Source organism: Rugamonas aquatica (genome assembly GCF_009380215.1).
Classification (GTDB): domain Bacteria; phylum Pseudomonadota; class Gammaproteobacteria; order Burkholderiales; family Burkholderiaceae_D; genus Rugamonas; species Rugamonas aquatica_B.
The window spans coordinates 495,153-513,526 of record NZ_WHUG01000003.1 but is presented as its reverse complement, the minus strand read 5'-3'; the positions used below and the strand labels follow the sequence as shown (position 1 = coordinate 513,526).

Below are 18,374 nucleotides of genomic sequence, written 5' to 3'. Positions count from 1 at the left end.
ATTCGCCACGTTGGACCATACCACTTACTCCACAGGAGCTTTCCATGCCCACTTCCTCCGCCCAAACAGCCGACCTGGTCTTCTATCTCAACGGCGAACGGGTGCAGTTGCCGACCGTCGATCCGACCGTGCTGCTGGCCGACTACCTGCGCTCGCCGGAAGTCGGCCTGACCGGCACCAAGATAGGCTGCAAACAGGGCGGCTGCGGCGCCTGCACCGTCATGCTGTCGAGCTGGAACGAGGACACGGGACAAGTCGAGCATCGCTCGGTCAACTCCTGCCTGCGCCCGGTGGCGTCGCTGGACGGCATGCTGGTGACGACGGTGGAAGGCACGGGCAGCGTCAAGTCCGGCTGCATCAGCACCGTGCAGAACGGGCTGGCGCGCAACAACGGCACCCAATGCGGTTACTGCACCCCCGGCTGGATCATGAACATGACGGCCGCCGTGGCCCAGCGCGGCGAAAAGCCCGGTACCAAGCAAGAGATCGAGGCCATGTTCGACGGTAATATCTGCCGCTGCACCGGCTACCGCCCCATCCTGTACGGCTTCAAGAAAACCTTCGCCTCCGACTGGGATCCGAAAGTCGACGAGGCCGGCTGCATGCGCTGTGAAGTCGATCCGGCCGAGGAAGTGGCGCGCACCGCGCCGGTGGAGGTGGCCTTCCCCGACGAGCTGCGCAAACCGCCGCGCCCCGTGCACTATTCGGCCAACGGCTATCACTGGTTCCGGCCGCTGACGGTGTCCAGCACCATCGGCCTGATGCGCGACTTCCCCGACCGCGCCGAGCTGCGCCTGGTCGGCGGCAACACCTCGATCGGCATCTACCCGCGCACGGTGGAAAATCCGCATGTATTCATCGACATCTCGCACGTACCGGAACTGCACGTGCTGTGCCGCGCGGGCGACCATCTGCGCCTGGGCGGCGGCCTGCTGTACGCCAGGCTGCTGGACTTCCTCGACGCCGAAAACACCGCCATGCCCAACGCCGGCTTGCAGGCGCTGGCCTACATGGCCGGCCGCACCGCCGGCGGCATCGTCCGCAACGCCGCCACGCTGGCCGGCAACACCATGCTGGTGGTCACCCACGCCGAGCAGGGCGTGCCCTTCCCTTCCGACCTGTTCACCGCGCTGGCCGCACTGGACGCCACGGTGACGGTGGCCGCGCCCGAACAGGCCGAGCCGAAAACCCTGCCGCTGCTGGACCTGCCCGCCTACTGGCGCCACCATGCCGACGGCTGCGTGCTGCTGTCCTACCACGTGCGCCTGACCGGCGCCGACGAGTACGCGCAAACCTACAAGACCGCGCAGCGCGAGGTCAACGCCCACTCCATCGTCAACAGCGGCATGCGCGTCAAGCTCGACGCGCACCAGCACGTCGCCGATATCGCGCTGGTGTTCGGCGGCATGTCGCCGGTGGCCACACGCATGCCGCACACCGAGCAGGCACTGCGCGGCAAGCGCTGGGACGACGCCGCGCTGGCGCTGGCGATGCCGGTGCTGCGCCAGGAACTGGAAGCGCTGATCGACCGCTACGCCAGCCATTACGCCCAGTTGCCCGACGAAGGCTACAGCACTGCCTACAAACGCCAGCTGGCCGAATCGTATTTGTATAAATTCTTTATCGCCGTGTGCGAATGGCGCGGCCTGCCGGTGCCGCCGGCCGTGCGCTCGGCCGGCGAACGCGGCGAACGGCCGGTGTCGACCGGCACCCAGGCCTACAAAGCCTATGCCGACCAATTCCCGGTGCACGTACCCTACGTCAAAATCGAAGCCATGCTGCAAGCCACCGGCGAGGCGCAGTACATCCACGACATACCGATGCCGCCCACCGGCATGAACGGCGCGCCGGTGCAAAGCATGGTGGCCAAGGGCACGTGCACCTACGCCGTGCCCGGCGTCATCGGCCCGGCCTCGCCGGCTGAGGTGCTGGCCGCGCTGAAGACCTTGTACCCGGCCGTGAAGGATTACATCACCGCCATCGACGTGCCCGGCCCCGTGATCGATGGCATGGCGCTGGACGATCCCATCTTCGCCATCAGCGTCGAGGTGGCCGATTGCCCGGACGGCGTACTGCCGACCGGCTACGACCCGCGCGCGCCGATGCTGCTGACCGGCTACGGCCAGTGCATCGGCATGGTGGTGGCTCGCAACGAACAGCTGGCGCAGGAAGCGGCCGCCTATCTGCAACAGCACTACTGCAAGTTCCAGGCCGAGACCCCGCTGATCGAACTGCCCGACACCGACGCCGAGCGCAACAAGCTGGTCTTCCTCGACAAACCGGCAGGCGCCCCGTGGTACTCGCACATCTGGAAGATCACACGCAGCGGCACCACCCTCGACTGGATGCCGCCGCGTCCGCCCGAACAGCCCGACTTGAAGCAGCCGGTGGTGGCCCACAACGTGCCGATTGCCAGCGACCTCTACGGCAGCGTCAGCTGCACGCGCACCTCCAGCAGCCAGAAGGTCGGCAGCCAGATCCACTTCTACATGGAGACGCAGTCCAGCTACGTCGAGCCGGTGGAAGACCGCCAGATGCGCGTCTACGCCTCCACCCAGGACGCCAACGTGGTGCAGAGCGCGGTCGGCCGCGTGCTGCAACTGCCGGCCAACAAGGTCGACGTGCGCGTGCGCCGCATCGGCGGCGGCTACGGCGGCAAGTGCGGACAATCAGCCTTCGCCAGCACCATCGCCGCCGTCGGCGCGTGGAAGCTGAACCGGCCGCTGCGCATGGCCGCGCTGCGCCAGGTCGACACCGCCATGTTCGGCCACCGCCATCCTGCGCTGGGCAACTACAACATCGCCATCGGCGACGCCAGCAACCCGCTCACGCACGGCAAGCTGTTCGGCTTCCAGGCCGACTACTGGCTGGACGGCGGCCGCACCTACGATTGCAGCTTCATCATCAGCGACTGCATGGCGCTGCGCAGCGACTCGGCCTACTTCATCCCCAACTGGTCGTGCACCACCGACGTCTGCCGCACCGACAAGACCTCCAACACCTCGATGCGGACGGTCGGCATGATCCAGGGCGCCATCATCGTCGAGGACGCCATCGAAGCGGCCGCCCACAGCGTCGGCCTGACGCCGGAGCAGGTGCGCTCGCGCAATCTGTACGTGCAAGGCCAGGTGACGCCGTATGCCGAACCGCTGGAATCGTGCTACATGCGCGAGGTGTGGGAGTACACGCTGGACAAGGCCGGCTTCACCGAACGCGCGGTGGCGGTCGAGCAGTTCAACGCCGCCAACCGCTGGCGCAAGCGCGGCATCTCGGTGCTGCCGGTGAAGTACGGCTCGGGCTTCAACCTGGCGCTGCTGGAACAGGGCGGCGCGCTGATCGAGGTGTACTCGCAGGACGGCACGGTGCTGGTGCGCCACGGCGGCATCGAGATGGGCCAGGGCCTGAACACCAAGATGGCGCAAGTGGTGGCCTATGCGCTGAACGTACCGATCGGCATGATACGGGTGGCGGAAAACGACACCGCCGTGGTGCCGAACCCGGAGAGCACCGGCGCCTCCACCGGCACCTCGTTCAACGGCCTGGCCGCGCAGCAGGCTTGCGGCGAACTGCGCCAGCGGCTGGAAGCCTACTGCCTCGGCCTGCTGACCGCCAACGGCAACGACTGGTGCGTCGCCAACCGTATCAACTTCTGGGACTACAAGGACGGCTGGCGCGCCGAGACCACGCCGGGCAATCCGCAAACGATGATCTGGAAGAACATCGTCAGCATGGCTTTCAACGAGCGGCTCAACCTGTCGGCGCAGGCGCGGGTGGCGATCGAGGGCGGCGAGCATCCGGACGGCAACCTGGAATTCAAACTGGTGGACGGCAAGCCCGCCAGCGAGGAAGTCGACTACTTCACCGGCTACACCTACAGCGCGGCCTGCGTCGAGATCGAACTCGACGTGCTGACCGGCGAGACCACCATCCTGCGCGCCGACGTGGTGTACGACGGCGGCAAGTGCCTGAATCCGGCGGTGGACGTGGGCCAGGTCGAAGGCGGCTTCGTCCAGGGCCTGGGTTATGTGACCAGCGAAGACCTGAGCTACCAGCCGGCCACGTCCAGCACCGAGGCCAGCGCCACGCGGCCGGCGCCGGGCGCGCTGTACACCACCAACACCTGGGAGTACAAACCGCCGGCAGCGCAATCGATCCCGCTGGAGATGAACATCATGATGTTCCCGAGGGAGCTGGCGAAGAACGCGCCGCAGGACGAGGGTGACATTTTGTCGGCCAAGGAAATCGGCGAGCCGCCGATGACGCTGGCGGTGGCGGCCTTCTTCGCGATCAAGCGCGCCGTGCTGGCGGCGCGCAAGGACCGCGGCCATCACGAGTGGTTCCAGATGGAGTCGCCGGCGACGGTGCAGCGCGTGCGCGAAGCCTGCCTGGTCGATACGGCCGACCTCAGCGCGCATTGACCTCGAATGCGTCATTCCCGCGCAGGCGGGAATCCATACGCCGCATGCCGGGAGGCTTAGCATGGGTTCCCGCCTGCGCGGGAAGTCATGCCCGCCAGTGGCGTGCATGACGGGGGCTTAGTGGATCGTCAGCACCGCACGCACGCTGGGGTCCAGCGCGCTGCGGTCGATATAGCCGACCAGGTTGGGATTGTCGGCCACCAGGCGCTTGACGGTGGCGCTGTCGCCCGATTCCACCGGCGGCTGTCCGCGCCCGGTGAACAGCATGCGCGCCCAGTAAGCCTTCATCTGCGCCGGCGCCTTGCCGCTGCTGCGCAGGTAGAAGGTGTCGCGCACCGGCGAGCCTTCGCTCTGGTCGATCGGCACCGCGTGCAGGCCGTTGGGAAAGTCCGCCGACACGCCAAGGAACAAGTCGGCCGCCTGCTCGCTGCTGAGGGCCTTGACGGGATTGCGCGCCGAGACGATCACCACCACCTCGGCGCGGCAGACGCCGCCGGCCAGCAGTGCGGCGGCCAACACAGCGATGATGATGGGCTGTCGCATGGTCGGGTGGCCCATCAGTAGAGGAAATCGGCCAGCACGCTGACCACGTTCACATGGCCGCCACGCGGCGCGCCCGCCACCACGTTCTGCAAGGTGCCGTACGACGCGCTGCCCAGGTGCAGCTGGTCCCACTGCAATTTGAAATCGACATTGCGCGCCGCATCCCAGCGCAGGCCGGCCGCATAGGTGCGCTGCGCAACGGGTATGTTGCCGGTATCGGTCAGCGGCCGCAGCTCGGACAGCGTCACATACGGCGCCAGCGTGCCGAAGCGCATGCCGCCGTTCACATACCAGGCTTCGCGTATCGCCTTGACGCCCTTGCCGTCGTAATTGCCGACCCTGACCCATTCGCCGGACACAAACCACGGCCCGGGATCCCATGCCGCCCCCAGCGACATGAAGCGCCCGCGCGGCGGATTCTGGTTGTCGACATCGCGCTGCTGATAGGCCGCGTGGAGTACCAGCGGACCGCGCTCCAGCGTGTCGAACACGCCCATGACGGCGGTGGAATGCACGTCGACGCCGCGCGTGTTGGTGACGGTGCGCTTGCCGTACAGGATGCTGGTGGTGTTGCTGAAGCCGCCGAAGTGCGTGCGGTACGAGGCATCGACGCCGTCGCTTTCCTTCAGCGCCAGCAGGCGGTAGACCTCGATCGGCGGACGCGCCGTCATATTGCTGTAGCCGACCCGGCGCGAATCCGACGCCATGAAACTGGCCAGCCCGATGCGCCCCACACGCACGCTGAGGTCCGGCGTCATCGCATACTTGAGGTTGGCCCAGCTGATGAAGGGCTGGTAGCGGTTGTTCGAGCGGTACTCGGACACCACTTGCACCACGCCGGACAGCTGCGGCGTGAAATTGGCCGTCAGTTGCAGGCCGAGGCGGCTGTCGACATCGCCGGTCCACTGGCGGTTGCGGCCGCTGCCGGACGGTTGCAGATTGTCGAACACATAGTCGCCTGCATGCTGGTCCGAATGGGCCAGCCCGACCGTGCCGAAGCCGTTGACCGACCACATCGGCTGCACCGGATCGGACGGCGGTTCCGCGGCCCGCGCGGGCAAGGCGCATGCGCCGCCCAGCAGCGCCAGCAGCATGGCCTGATTCAAGGGGGAAGTGGCGTGCATCCAGCCTCCGTGCGTGTCGGTTAGGGTTCCAGGTAGCGGGCCAGCAGCTTGTCGAGTTCGTGCGTCTTGCCCAGGCGCGCCAGGCCTTCGTTCAGATTCTGCAGCAGCTTCGCGGCATCGGCACCGCCGGCGGCCACGGCGAAATACAGCGGACGCAATGGCGAATCCGGCAGCGGCTGGCTGACCAGCGTGCCATCCACCAGCAGGCTGCGCAGCTTGGGGTTGATCAGGTACTGGCCGGCCATGGTTTCGCGGCTATCGATGAACAAGTCGCAGCGGCCCAGGTGCAGCTTGCCGATCAGCTGTTCATAGCCGACGGTGACGCCCCGGTCGACCTTGCTGGTGGGGATGCCGTAGGCTTCGAACTGGTAGCCGCCCAGGCCGCACAAGTGGTAGTTGTTGACATCGCTGAGCTTTTGCAGCGTCAAGCCTTGCGGCCGCGCCCGGCGCGAATAGAAGTACACATTGTGCATGGTGAAGTAGACATCGCTGAGCGCCAGCTTGTTGCCGGCGTCGGTCTGGCCGGCGTTGAGCGCCAGGTCCATGCGATGATCGGCCACCAGCGCCAGGCAGCGCGCCCATGGCAGCAGCTGCACGCTGACCTGCCAGCCGTGGCGCGAGCCGATCAGCTTGAGCAGGTCGACGCTGGCGCCCACCACCTTGTCGCTGCGCTGGCCATCGATGCGTTCGGCGAACACCAGCGGCGGCATTTCCGCCTGGTCGGCGCACACCTGCACGGTGGCCGCGCAGGCGGAACCGGCAGCGAGACCGAACAGCAACAGGAATGCGTAGAAACGACTCATGGCATGGGAGGCGACCGCAGTAATCCGAGCCTCATTCTAGCAAATGCCGTCTGGATCGCCGCAATGAGTGTTGCGCCGATGCAAACTTTTTTTGTGGGCTAAGTCCCTCGGTCTACTTCCTGCGCGGATGGTAGGCCAGCGCCAGCGCCGGCACCAGCGCGCCTGCCGTCAGCATGCCGGTCCACGCCACGATGCCCGCGCCAGCACCCCACAGCAGCACGCACGGGCAGATCGCCAGCGCCAGCAGCACAGCACCGGCGACGCGCAAGACCAGGCGCGCGCCCGGCGTGGCGTCGGCGCCGTAGACCTGGCGGTGATGGCGGTCGATCGCCAGCGCCAGCGCCGTCATGCCGGAGCTGGCCAACAGCAGGGCCGCCGCCACGGTCAGTGCGTAATTCATGACGCCACCGCCTTTCCCCGGTACGCCACCTTGGGCGCAGCGCGCAGCGCCGCGACGGCCAGCACGGCGCCGAACGCCAGCACCGCCAGCTCGACACCGCCGCGTTCGATATCGCCCGCGAGCAGGTAGCCGAACACCTGCTGGCCGGTGGTGACGGCGTTCAGCGCCGGCAGCAGCAGGCACAGCGCGGCGGCCGTCCACAACTGCTCGCTCCACGCCAGCGCGGCGGGGCGGCACGCGGCATGCACCAGCGCCGCCAGCCAGGCGGCGAAGAAGGCCGCCACTTCCCATTCGTGCCGCTCGGCCAGCGCCAGCGGGATCAAGCGGTTGGACCACAGGTAGGCGATGCATGCCAGCGGCAAGCCCGCCACCGACGCCACGTTGAGCACGTCGATCAGGCGATACACCTGCGGCGTGCGCGCGCCGAATTCCTTGAGCGACTTCACCCGCCGCTTGACCATGAACAGGATGGCGCCCACCGCCATCATCGCCGTCCCCGCCAGTCCGGCCAGGAAGTACAGCCAGCGGATGACCGCGCCGGCGAAGTGCAGGCGGTGCAGCTCGTCCAGCGTACGCATGGTGGCGCGCGCCGGATTGGCGGGCACCGCGTGCGGCATCTGGGTCGCCAGCAGCGCGCCGCTGACGCCGTCGAAGGTCATCATGCCGCGCGTACTGAGCAGCTGTCCCTGCTGGCTGGATGGCGACGTGCTGCTGTACACCTGCACCGTCATCGCCGCGTCGCCCGGATGGTTGACCACCACCGCGTACACCGGGCTGCCGAAAGTCTGCTCGGCCCGCAACACCAGCGGCGCCAGTGGCGTCATCGCGCCGGGGCGGCCGCTCGGTTGGCTCACCGGGCCGTAGTCGCGGACATTGGTTTTTTCACCGGTGCGCAATTCCTGCGCCCAGATCACGGCCGGCATATAGGTGCTCCAGCTGATCGCCAGCCCGCTGTAGACGATGACAAACAAGAACGGCAACGTCAGCACGCCGAGCAGGTTGTGCGCGTCCAGCCAGGAGCGCTGGCCCTTTCCCGGCCGGAAGGTGAAGAAGTCCTTGAAGATGCGCTTGTGCGTAATCACGCCCGAGATCAGCGCCACCAGCATCGCGGCCGACGCCACGCCGACGATCCACAGCCCAATGCTGCCGGCATGCAGCGCGTGGTGGAATTCGACGAAGTGGTTGCCGCCGCTGGTGTCGCGCACCTTGCCGGCGTCGTCCGGCACTTCGGCGCCGGTCACGGTGGACAGATGGGCGTCGGAATAATAGCCGCTGGCGTTGATCCAGAACACCTGGAACTCCCGCTCGCCCGCGCGCGGCCACAGCTCCCACATGCTGCTGCCCTGCGCCTGCTGCTGCAAATGGCGGACGCCGTGCGCCAGCTGCGCATCGTGGCCGCTGGGCGCGAAGGCCGATTCTTCGGCATGCTGTTCCACCAGTTCAGGCCGCATCCAATGCGAGATCGGATCGACGAATACGCTGAGCGTGCCGGTCAGGAAGATCGCGAACGACAGCCAGCACACCCACAGGCCGCCCCAGGTATGCAGCCACGCCATGCGCTGGCGCAGCCCCTGCTGTGGAAGACTCATGGCATCCCTCTCGGCACGACGGCCAGCGCGTAGGCGGCGATTGCCAGCAGCAGGCTGGCGCCCAGCAGGCCGCCCCATGCGCGCAAGGCGCTGCGCGCGGCGAAGGCCCAGATGATGGCGGGCGCGTACAAGGCCAGGCCCAGCAGCGCGCCGCCCAGCATGGCGTCGCCGGCCGCGACGCCGGGACCATCGCCCAGCGTCGCCAGCAGCACCGCGCCGGCGGCGGCGAGCAGATAGCCGCCCAAGACTGCGGCCAGCGTGCGGTTCAGTACGGTAGGCATGTCAGTGGAAGCGATAGTTCAGCGACAGCATGACGTTGCGCGGATCGCCATAGAAACCGCCGCCGCCGGACGAGTAGTAGTGCTTGTCCAGCAGGTTGTTGACGTTCAGCGTGGCCGACAGCTGCTGGCTGATGCGGTAGCGCGCCATCAGCGACACCAGCGCGTAACTGCTCTGGGTGAAGCGCTCGCGGTTGGGGCCGGCGTTGTCGGTATAGATTTCGCCCTGCCAGTTGATGCCGCCGCCCACCGTCAGGCCGTTGCCGACGTCGGGCAATTCATAGCTGCTCCACAGCTTGAGGTTGTTCAGCGGCTGGCTGGTTTGCAAACGCTTGCCGCTGCTGTCCTCGACGCGCGAACGCGCATAGCCGGCCGTCAGCTGCCAGCCGCGCCGCAGCTGGCCCGACACTTCCAGCTCGAAGCCCTGCGCGGTCGCGCCCTTGACCGTGTGGTAGGCATAGGTGCCGCCGCCCGCTGGCAGCAGGAATTCGTCGGCATCCATTTCCGCCAGATTGTCCTGGCGCATGTGGAACACGGAGGCGCTGGTGCTCAGCAGGCCGTTGAGGAAGTCGCCCTTGATGCCCAGCTCGGTGTTATTGCCTTCCAGCGGAGGCAGCAGGCTGTTGCCGCGGTCGCGGTAGGTTTGCGGCGAATAGATGCTGGTGTAGCTGGCGTAGGTCGACCAGTCCGGCGTCAGCGCGTAGACCGCGCCGACATACGGCGTCAGCTTGCCGTTCTTGCTGAAGCTGTCGCTGACGGTCGGCGAACCGAAGGACACGCTTTCCGTATCGCGCTTCCAGTTGGTGACGCGCATGCCGAGTATCAGCGACAGCGCATCGGTCGGCCGCAGGCGCACCGAACCGTATCCGGCCAGCGAGCGCTCCTTCTCCAGATTGCTGCCGTTGATGGTGCCGTTGTAGTTGGGCGTGGGCGAGTTGCCGTTCCAGGTGTAAAAATTCGGCACCGTGGCGTCGAAGCCGGGCAGCACCCAGGCCGGGAAGGTCGGGCCGGTGGTCTTGGTGTTAGATGCGCTCATGCCGAACACCAGGTCGTGCTGGCGGCCGAAGGCGGTGAACGGTCCGCTGGCGTAAGCGTCGATCGACAGCTGCTGCGGCTTGCTGTCCCACTTGGTCTGCCACAGCGACAGGCCGGCGCCGGTGCGCTTGTCCAGCTGGCCGCGCATGGCGTAACCCTGTTCGGCGTCGTACTGGTTGGCGGCGTAGTTCAGCGCCAGCTTGGCGCTCCAGTCGTTGTCGAAGAAATGCTCCAGCGTGACAAAGCTCAGGCTTTGCTTGCGGTCGTAGTACGAAGCCCGGGAAGCGCTGTTGGTCGAACGCGGAAAGTCGGTCTGGCTGCCGTCGCTGTAAAAGCCGGCGAAGCGGCGGCTGGCGCCGGTGAGGCGCTCGTGCTGATAGCTGAGGCCGGTGCTCAGCAGGGTCGAGTGGCCCAGGTCGGCTTCAACGATGGCGTAGAACAAGTCCTTGTCCTGGCGGTAGCGCTCGATGAAGGAGCCTTGCTCCTGCTCGGCCACGACCACGCGGCCGCGCACGCTTTTATCGTCGCTCAGCGGCGCCGAGATATCGGCCTGCGCGCGATAGCGGTCCCAGCTGCCGGCCTGCAATTCGGCTTCGGCGCGCAGCTCGCGTGTTGGACGCTTGCGCACCAGGTTGATGGCGGCGGCAGGGCTGCCGGTGCCGCCCATCAGGCCGGCGGCACCGCGCACGATTTCGATGCGCTCGTAGATGTTGGCGTCGAAGCTGGTCGGCTCCACCAGCTTTGTTGTCGGAATGCCGTCGAACAGATAGGTGTCGACCGCGAAGCCGCGCGAGAACAGCTGGTCGGTCTCGCGGGTGGTGGAGGAATGGTCGAGCGTGATGCCGGTGGTCTGCGCGACCACGTCCTGCAAGGTTTCCAGGCCCTGGTCGTGGATGCGCTGGCTGCCGATGACGCTCATGGCTTGCGGGGTATCGCGGACGGACAGCTCCAGGCCGGTAGCGCCGCTGCTGCGGATCTTGCCTGGCGTGCCGTTGCTGCCTTCGCCCATGCCGTGCACTTCAACTTGCGCTAGCGTGGTGGCACCGGCGATGGCGGTGGCCGAGGTGGACGGGGCAGGTGCGTGCTTTTGCAGCGTCAGCGTGCCGTCGCTGCGGCCGACCAGCGCCAGGCCGCTGCCGGCCAGCAGCCGTTCCATCGCGGCGCGCGGCGTGTAGCTGCCCTTCAGCGCTGGGCTGTTCAGGCCGGCGGTCAACGCCGGGTCGAAGGACAGCGGCATGCCGGCGCCCACCGCGATCGTGGACAGCGTGCGGCCCAGCGGGCCTGCATCGATCTGGTAGGTTTGCGGTGCGGGCTCGGCGGCAGCGGCCACGCTGGCGGCGGCCAGCGACATGCTGAGCACGGCGATGCGTACGGCGCGCGACAGACGGTGCGCGGACGGGGTGGCAGAGGTATTCGACATTGCAGCGACTTCCTTTGTTTGGCAGATAGAGAGGTTCAATCTCCTTGCCAGCCGAGCCGCGAAAAAGTATCAGGCGGACGGCAATTATTTTTCCTGGCGCGGGGCCAGCGTGATCCAGTAGCCGTTCAGTCGCGACAGCGCATCGATGGGATAGGTCGAGACCAGCATGTCCAGCGCGCGCTCGCTGTCCGCCACGGGGAAGGCGCCGGAGATGGGCAGGCCGGCTACGCGGGCGTCGACGCCGATGTAGCCGCCACGGTAGCGCGACAGTTCCGCCACCAACCGGTCGAGGCGCATCCGGTCGGCCAGCAACATGCCGGTGGTCCAGGCGGAGCTGCCTGCGTCCAGCTCGCTCGGCGGTGCCGCGCTGCGCGCTGTGTAGCGGCTTTGCTGGCCGGCCGCGACGACCAGGCCCTGCCCATGTTCCGGCGTGATGCGAACGGCGCCCTGCTCCACGGCCAGCGCGGTGTCGTCCTCATGCAGGCGGACGCTGAAGCGGGTGCCCAGCGCCTGCAAGGTGCCGTGCGCGGTGGCCACGCGGAACGGACGGTTCGCGCCGTCGTGCCCGGTCTGGATCAGGATCTCGCCTTTGCGCAACAGCAGCAGGCGTTCCGTGCCGGTGTAGCGGATATCGACAGCGCTGGCCGTGTTCAGCGTCAGCTGCGTGCCGTCGGCCAGCGTGACGCTGCGGCGTTCGCCGACGGCGGTGCCGATGTCCGGCGCCCAGACTTGCGATTGCGCGTAACGCCAGCCCAGCCAGCCTGCGGGGATGGCGGCGATCGCGGCGGCCACGCGGGCGACGACGGCGCGGCGGCCTGCCACGGCGGGACGATGCAGCGCCGGCATCGCCAGCGCCTTCGGCAGTCCGTCGAACTTGCCCAGCAGCGTAGCGGCGCGTTCCCACGCCCGTGCGTTGTCGGGATCGCTGCGGCGCCATTGCTCGCAGGCCGCGTGATCGGCTTCGGTGGCGCCGTCCTGCAAGCGGACCAGCCATTCCGCCGCCTGCTCCAGCGCGCGCGGCGCTATCGGCGCGGCCATGCCTACGCGCTCTCCATCGCCAGCAGACAGCGCAGGTAAGCCTGCTTCATGTAGCGCTTGATGGTGATGACGGACAGGCCCAGCTGCGCGGCGATCTCGTCGTAGCGCAAGCCCTCCAGCTGCGACATCAGGAAGGCTTGCTTGACCTTGGCCGGCAAGGCATCGAGCATGGCGTCGATTTCGTGCAGGGTTTCAAGGATCAGCAACTGCTGTTCGGGGGAGATCGCTTCGGGCTCGGGCAGCGTGGCCAGTGCTTCCAGATAGGCGCGCTCCAGCGCCTGGCGCCGGTACCAGTTGATTAATATGCCCTTGGCGACGGTGCTCAGGAAGGCGCGCGGCTCCTGCAACGCAGGCAGGTCGCCGCGTCCCAGGATGCGGATGAAGGTGTCCTGCGCCAGGTCGGCGGCATCGCCGACATTGCCCAGCTTGGCGTACAACCACCGCTGCAGCCAGCAGTGGTGCTCGCTGTACAAGGCGCTGAAGTTGAGTGACGTGTCCGTGGCTGCCATATTTGAGAATGGGAATTATTCTCATCTATTCTACAGCCAAACGGATATTGCCACAATCACCAATCCGGCGCGGTGGGCCGCGCCGGGGCAAAGATGGACTCGGCGGTCAGGCGCGCGCCTTCCTGCGCCAGGCCAGCAGCAAGACGCCGGCGCCCAGCATCAGGTAGGTGGATGGCTCGGGAACCGCCGGCGCTGGCGACAGCGTCAGACTGGAGATGTCGCCGTCGACTTCCACCCACAGGCCGTCGACCGACATGCGCGAGAAACCATAACTGCCGTAGTTGAACTGGCTGAAGTTCAGCGCCTGGGGAATCGCGGCGCTGTTGAAGACCGCGCCGGTGCTGTCGCCCAGCTCGATGTTGTGGGTGAAGATCTCGCCTTTGTAGGACGCGCTGTTAATCAACGAGAAGACATCGCCATTGTGGAAGGTGGTGGCGTTGTCGGCCACCTGCACGGTGCTGTTGACCTTGACGCCGGCGGGCAAGGTGGTGTGCAGGCCGCTGTTCTGGAACACGGCGTCGATCGGATTCTTGTAGTTCACGGAGTCGGAGTACAACAGCCAGGTGCCGTTGGCCTGCACCGGCGGCTGGTAGACCACGCTCAGCGGGGTCTCGGTGTTGAAGCTGAACGTGCCGTGCACCTGCTCGCCGACCGACACCAGCGCGCCGGGACGGGTGCTCGATTGCACGTAGACCGGGTTGGCGCCGTGGTCCATCTCGGTGATGTGCTGGACGGTGATGGTGAAATCATACGTGACCACCTTGGCTTCGGCGGCGCCCAGCAGCGCCATGCCGCAGAAGAATCCCAGTAATTTTTTCAATCTGATCCCCTTATCGTAAAAGCATGCAAATATTGCAATTATAGGGGAAGATTATCGGAAAGGAAATTTACGCGGCGCACGCTAGCCGCCCTGCTGCTCCCATACCGTCGCCGCCGCGCGTTCGAGCACCGGGCGCCAGTCGGGCGTCACCGGCAGCAGGAAAATCTCGGCCAGCGCCGCTTCCAGCTCGTCGGCCGACAGGTAGCGGCGCTCGCCGCCGCCATCCGGGCGGCGTATCGTCAGGCGGTTGCGCAGCAGCGCGTGGCGGGCTTCCGGCGTGCTGCGCGCGACGATCAGGTCGTGGCGGAAGTGCGACGACGGATAGGTCGACGAGTAGAAGTTCGCCATCTCGTAGTCGCCCTCGCGGCACGGCGCCGGGGAGATCATGTAGACCGGCATCCAGTCATCGCCCAGCAGCGCTTCCAGCAAATGCTCGTTGCCCTGCGGCGTGAGGCGGAAGCGCTCGTGCTGCGTGGATTGCGGCGTGGTCAGGTCGAAGCGGATGGGCGCCGTCAGCACGCAGCTGCCGAAGCCGACATCGCACAGCCAGGGCTGGCCGTCCACCGTCACCCGCAGCACCATGTGCGTGCGCGGCCGGTACTGGGACTCGGGGCCGGCCATCCAGCGCACTTGGGCGATCAGGGGCTCCACCTTGAAGCCCAGCGCGTTCAGCACGCGCTGGAACAGGCTGTTCTGCTCGAAGCAGTAACCGCCGCGCCCGGCGTGGATCAGCTTGGCGTCCACCGCCTGCGGCGCCAGCAGCACCGGGCGGTCCAGCAGCACGTCGATGGCTTCGAAGGGTATCGCGGCCGGGTGCAGCTGCTGCAAGGCGCGCAGCGTGTCCAGCGTGGGGGTGCGCGGGCCGGTGTAGCCGATGCGCGCAAAGTATGCGTCCAGTAATTCCATGGTCTCACCTCATCATAATGTTGGCGAAAGAACCACCATCATAACAGTCCTGTTGAAACCGGATCTGGCGCGCGCCGCGCAAAATGTTGTACATTAACATTATCGAATAAATAAGGATGGAAGAATGAAAACCTCGGCACTCTTTATCGCCGCGCTGGCATTGACGGCTTCGGTGGAAAGCCAAGCTAACGGCGGCATCGACCTGAAACAAATCGTCAAGCAGAGCGTGGACAAGGGCTTGGGCAAAGAGCCAGCCAGCGCCACGGCGACGGCCAACGGCGGCAGTGCGCAGGCTGGAGCCGCCACCGGCAGGACCATGCCGGCGTCGCTGCTCAGCTCAGGTGGACCGGATATCGCCGGCATCCGGGTCGGCCTCACCGCCAACGAAGCGCGCCAGGCGGTGCAAAAGCTCAATCCCGGTTACAAGTTCATCCCCATCATCCATCCTGGCTCGAAGCGGGAGGTCGGCTTCCAGGCATCGGTCGGAGCCAATACCAGCGATCCCAAGGGCGCGGATTTCTTCAGTGTGCTGTTCAACGAGGGGGGTACAGTCTGGGCGATCAAACGCGACCAAGCCCTGCCACCGAGCAAGGCTATACTGAAAGATACCCTGGTCCAGTCGCTGAAGACAAAATATGACCAACCCGGCGGCCAGGTCATGTATCGCGACAAGATCACGGTCAACATGGCGTGGGTGTACGATATGGCGGGCAAGCAGATCGCGTCGTTCAGTACCAACTTCAATTACACTCCCTGCCGTGAAGTACCGTACTCAAGGTACACCCCGATTTCAGACAACATCAGTGTTTATGAAGAGTACGCGCCGACCTGCTCCATGGCCATCACCATCAACACCTCGGCTTTGCGCACCGGCAATCAGGACATGCTCGACCGGTATGCGGTCCAAATCGTCGCGCCGCCACTGCAGCATGACGTCGGCACATTGAATGCCGAGGCGGCCGCACGCGAGCAACAGAAAAAGAATCTCGAAAATACCGTGCGCGACAACAAGCCGCAGTTGTAAACACCCGGCAAGCGGCGAACCTGCTACGTCCCGTACAGGTTCGCCAGCAACCATCCCGGCAGGCCAAGATACAAGGCCAGGCGGCCGGCGCGCTCCAGCCAGCCGCGCACTGCGATGGCTTGCCCGGGACGCAGCAACGCCGCCATCAAGGCGCCAACTTCAATCGCCGCCCGCAGCAAGGCCGCGCTCAGCACGACGCCGATGGACCAGGCGGCCCACCACAACGAAAACGCCGTGAGATACGCCTTCAATCCGTAGGTGTAGTACTCGCCGAACGCGCTGCCGTAGGCGATATGCTGATGCAGGTGGAACGCGGGTATCGCCAGCGCCAGCGGCAGCAGCACGAACTTGACCAGCGGCCGGTCGAGCTTGCGGCGGCGCAGCGCCAGACGGGCGCGCGCATACACGCCCATCACCGCGCCCGGCTGCTCCTGCTTCAGTCCCAGCGCGACGGCGAACGCCATGGGGTTGGCCAACGCCAGTCCATACTGCCAACGCTGGCCCGACGCCAGCCGCAGCGCGACACCGGCGGCCGGAATCGGCAAGCGCCATAACTCAACCGATGCAATCTCGCCGAGCGCCAGTTCGATGCGCTGTGCGCCCCGCGTCAGCACCAGCACGCCGCCATCGATCGATGCTTGCGCGGCAAACGCCAGCAGCACGCACCACGAGGCGATTTCCGGCGCGAGGAACAGACCGCTGAACAGGCGGATCTGCGCCAGGGTGTTGGTGCGCAACGGTTCGTTCAGCAGCAGCGCCACGCAGATGCCGAGCAGGCCCGCGCGCGCCAGGGCCCGCAACAGCGCTGCGGCAAACCGGGCCGCCGGCGGCAGCACCGCGACACGAACCGGGAAACGCATGGCAGGCTGCGCGGGCGACAAGGCCCCCTCGCCTTCCGAACGCCAGGATGGAATGGCCGCCCTGGCCGCCAGCAACAGCAGGAATACGCAGGCGGCACGTCCTACCCAGTCGCCCCAGCGGACCATCAAGGTCGGCGCCGGCTGGCCTGGCACCACGTCCGCGATCACCAGCGCCGGTTCGCCCATGCGCGTGCCGGCCAGCTGGCTGCCGGTGGCGTCGAACACGGCGCTGTAGCCGTTGGTGGTGACGCGCACTTGCGGCAGCCGCGTCTCGATGCTGCGGAACGCCGCCACCGTCTGGTGCAGGCGCGCGCCCTCGGGATCGGTGGTGAACCAGGAATCGTTCGACATCGTCATGATCGCCTGCGCGCCCAGCCTGGCGCCGGTGATCGCCAGGCCGGCGTCGACATCGTCAAGGCAGATCAGCGGCAGCACCGGGACCTCGCGGCCGTCGGCGAGCTTCAGCGGGAAGACCCGCGCGCCATTGCCAGCGCGCCAGTTGCCGGTCCACGGCAGCAGCTGCCGCAGGCGCGGCCCGTCCAGCCAGTCAGGCACGTATTCGGTGAAGGGGAACAGCCGCGTCTTGCGATACAAACCCGTCAGGCCGGCGCCGGGCTGCACGAAGGCGGCCGCGTTGTATTCGCCATCGCCGTCGATATCGTAGGTGCCGAACACGAAGGGCACGCCGGCGGCACGGACGTTGGCGAGAATCTCGCGGTCGAACTCCGCACCGGCCTCGCTCTTGGGATGGCCGAACGTGGTCGGATAAGCGGTCTCCGACCACAGCACCACTTCCGCATGGCGCCGCACCACCGCGTCGTAGCTCATGGCGAAGTGCGTGGCGAGTACTTCCTGCACCACCGCGCGGGCGCCCTTGTGGCGGCGCATGCCTTCATAGTCAACGAGGTTGGCCTGCACCAGGCCCACCCGCAGCGGCTTGCCGGCGACGACATTGCCCTCTTTATCCGGCAGCACGGCCAGCCCGTAGCCCGCCAACAGCAGCGGCCCCAACGCGGCCAGCGCGAGCGGCCGGGCGATCGCACGCCAGCCATCGCGACGATGCGCCAGCGCGGCCACGACGCCTTCGTTGGCCAGCAACAGCAACACTGTCAGGCCCGCGCCGCCAGCCACAGCGGCGCCCTGCCGCATCAACCGGGATGGATACAGTCCATAACCGAGCGTGTCGCCGAGCAGCTTGGGCAGCAGCCATTCGGCAGCGACCCACGCCGCCGCTGCAGCCAGTGCGCGCAGCAGCGGGCCGTGCCTGCGTCCCGCCACATGGCGCACCAGCGCGAACACGAGGAACTGCGGCTGGAACAAGGGCGCGGCCAGCAGCAGCACGGCCAGTCCGGTGGTGGCGCCGGTCTGCGTGTAGCGTCCGAGCGCGGTGCCGAACCAGGGAAACACGGCCGCCGTGAAGGCCAGCGACATCAGGTAGGCCCAGCCCAGCGTTGTAGCCAGCGTGCGGCTGGCGTTGAGCGTGAACAGCCACGGCGCCAGCATCACAAAGCCCAGCAGCCAACCGGCGCCGCCACGCGCATACAAGGCCGACAGAACGGCGCTCGCCAGGATGCCGGCCGCCATACGGGTCGTTGAAGAGTTCAATA

Annotated in this window: 14 protein-coding genes; 2 read left to right on the top strand and 12 right to left on the bottom strand. The window is 66.8% G+C overall.

What is annotated here, in order from left to right:
- Nucleotides 1–44 precede the first annotated feature (44 nt).
- The gene (locus tag GEV02_RS10350) at nucleotides 45–4,418 is read left to right on the top strand and encodes a molybdopterin cofactor-binding domain-containing protein (protein ID WP_152837903.1); all 4,374 of its coding nucleotides are present in this window, start codon (nucleotides 45–47) and stop codon (nucleotides 4,416–4,418) included.
- A gap of 117 nt (nucleotides 4,419–4,535) precedes the next feature.
- On the opposite strand, the gene GEV02_RS10345 is transcribed toward GEV02_RS10350, so the two are convergent.
- The 11 genes from GEV02_RS10345 to GEV02_RS10295 all read right to left on the bottom strand — a co-directional run bounded on the left by GEV02_RS10345 (nucleotide 4,536) and on the right by GEV02_RS10295 (nucleotide 14,883).
- The gene (locus GEV02_RS10345; protein ID WP_152837902.1) at nucleotides 4,536–4,961 is read right to left on the bottom strand and encodes a type 2 periplasmic-binding domain-containing protein; all 426 of its coding nucleotides are present in this window, start codon (nucleotides 4,959–4,961) and stop codon (nucleotides 4,536–4,538) included.
- 14 nt (nucleotides 4,962–4,975) lie between these two features.
- Nucleotides 4,976–6,085: a porin gene (locus GEV02_RS10340; protein WP_152837901.1), complete on the bottom strand. Its 1,110-nt coding sequence runs from the start codon at nucleotides 6,083–6,085 to the stop codon at nucleotides 4,976–4,978.
- Between the two features lie 20 nt (nucleotides 6,086–6,105).
- Nucleotides 6,106–6,888 (bottom strand): substrate-binding periplasmic protein, encoded by a 783-nt coding sequence (locus GEV02_RS10335; RefSeq protein ID WP_152837900.1) that lies wholly within the window; start codon nucleotides 6,886–6,888, stop codon nucleotides 6,106–6,108.
- A 112-nt stretch (nucleotides 6,889–7,000) separates the two neighbouring features.
- The gene (locus tag GEV02_RS10330; protein WP_152837899.1) at nucleotides 7,001–7,288 is read right to left on the bottom strand and encodes a DUF3325 domain-containing protein; all 288 of its coding nucleotides are present in this window, start codon (nucleotides 7,286–7,288) and stop codon (nucleotides 7,001–7,003) included.
- Nucleotides 7,285–8,877, bottom strand: a complete 1,593-nt coding sequence (locus GEV02_RS10325; protein WP_174999037.1) for a PepSY-associated TM helix domain-containing protein — start codon at nucleotides 8,875–8,877, stop codon at nucleotides 7,285–7,287. Before GEV02_RS10325 ends, GEV02_RS10330 begins: the two co-directional genes overlap by 4 nt.
- Complete coding sequence (locus GEV02_RS10320) at nucleotides 8,874–9,158, bottom strand: DUF3649 domain-containing protein (protein ID WP_152837897.1); 285 nt, start codon at nucleotides 9,156–9,158, stop codon at nucleotides 8,874–8,876. Before GEV02_RS10320 ends, GEV02_RS10325 begins: the two co-directional genes overlap by 4 nt.
- 1 nt (nucleotide 9,159) lies before the next feature.
- Entirely contained in the window at nucleotides 9,160–11,610 is a 2,451-nt protein-coding gene (locus tag GEV02_RS10315; RefSeq protein WP_152837896.1) for a TonB-dependent siderophore receptor, read from the bottom strand.
- An 84-nt stretch (nucleotides 11,611–11,694) separates the two neighbouring features.
- Nucleotides 11,695–12,648, bottom strand: coding sequence for a FecR domain-containing protein (locus tag GEV02_RS10310; protein ID WP_152837895.1), 954 nt, complete (start codon nucleotides 12,646–12,648; stop codon nucleotides 11,695–11,697).
- A 2-nt stretch (nucleotides 12,649–12,650) separates the two neighbouring features.
- Nucleotides 12,651–13,157: a sigma-70 family RNA polymerase sigma factor gene (locus GEV02_RS10305; RefSeq protein WP_152837894.1), complete on the bottom strand. Its 507-nt coding sequence runs from the start codon at nucleotides 13,155–13,157 to the stop codon at nucleotides 12,651–12,653.
- Nucleotides 13,158–13,263: 106 nt separating this feature from the next.
- Nucleotides 13,264–13,977: a PEP-CTERM sorting domain-containing protein gene (locus tag GEV02_RS10300; protein WP_152837893.1), complete on the bottom strand. Its 714-nt coding sequence runs from the start codon at nucleotides 13,975–13,977 to the stop codon at nucleotides 13,264–13,266.
- Nucleotides 13,978–14,058: 81 nt separating this feature from the next.
- A complete protein-coding gene (locus GEV02_RS10295) occupies nucleotides 14,059–14,883 on the bottom strand; it encodes an arylamine N-acetyltransferase family protein (protein ID WP_152837892.1) in 825 nt (274 codons plus the stop codon).
- A gap of 124 nt (nucleotides 14,884–15,007) precedes the next feature.
- Here GEV02_RS10295 and GEV02_RS10290 point away from each other — a divergent pair, with 124 nt between their 5' ends.
- A complete protein-coding gene (locus GEV02_RS10290) occupies nucleotides 15,008–15,907 on the top strand; it encodes a hypothetical protein (RefSeq protein ID WP_152837891.1) in 900 nt (299 codons plus the stop codon).
- Between the two features lie 23 nt (nucleotides 15,908–15,930).
- Here GEV02_RS10290 and lnt read toward each other — a convergent pair whose 3' ends face one another.
- Complete coding sequence (gene lnt / locus GEV02_RS10285) at nucleotides 15,931–18,372, bottom strand: apolipoprotein N-acyltransferase (protein WP_235922728.1); 2,442 nt, start codon at nucleotides 18,370–18,372, stop codon at nucleotides 15,931–15,933.
- Nucleotides 18,373–18,374 lie beyond the last annotated feature (2 nt).

Coding starts and splice junctions, on each gene's coding strand:
- GEV02_RS10340 (WP_152837901.1), bottom strand. CDS start 6,085: ATGCACGCCACTTCCCCCTTGAATCAGGCCATGCTGCTGGCGCTGCTG.
- GEV02_RS10310 (WP_152837895.1), bottom strand. CDS start 12,648: ATGGCCGCGCCGATAGCGCCGCGCGCGCTGGAGCAGGCGGCGGAATGG.
- GEV02_RS10330 (WP_152837899.1), bottom strand. CDS start 7,288: ATGAATTACGCACTGACCGTGGCGGCGGCCCTGCTGTTGGCCAGCTCC.
- GEV02_RS10305 (WP_152837894.1), bottom strand. CDS start 13,157: ATGGCAGCCACGGACACGTCACTCAACTTCAGCGCCTTGTACAGCGAG.
- GEV02_RS10335 (WP_152837900.1), bottom strand. CDS start 6,888: ATGAGTCGTTTCTACGCATTCCTGTTGCTGTTCGGTCTCGCTGCCGGT.
- GEV02_RS10325 (WP_174999037.1), bottom strand. CDS start 8,877: ATGAGTCTTCCACAGCAGGGGCTGCGCCAGCGCATGGCGTGGCTGCAT.
- GEV02_RS10290 (WP_152837891.1), top strand. CDS start 15,008: ATGAAAACCTCGGCACTCTTTATCGCCGCGCTGGCATTGACGGCTTCG.
- GEV02_RS10295 (WP_152837892.1), bottom strand. CDS start 14,883: ATGGAATTACTGGACGCATACTTTGCGCGCATCGGCTACACCGGCCCG.
- GEV02_RS10320 (WP_152837897.1), bottom strand. CDS start 9,158: ATGCCTACCGTACTGAACCGCACGCTGGCCGCAGTCTTGGGCGGCTAT.
- GEV02_RS10315 (WP_152837896.1), bottom strand. CDS start 11,610: ATGTCGAATACCTCTGCCACCCCGTCCGCGCACCGTCTGTCGCGCGCC.
- GEV02_RS10350 (WP_152837903.1), top strand. CDS start 45: ATGCCCACTTCCTCCGCCCAAACAGCCGACCTGGTCTTCTATCTCAAC.
- GEV02_RS10345 (WP_152837902.1), bottom strand. CDS start 4,961: ATGCGACAGCCCATCATCATCGCTGTGTTGGCCGCCGCACTGCTGGCC.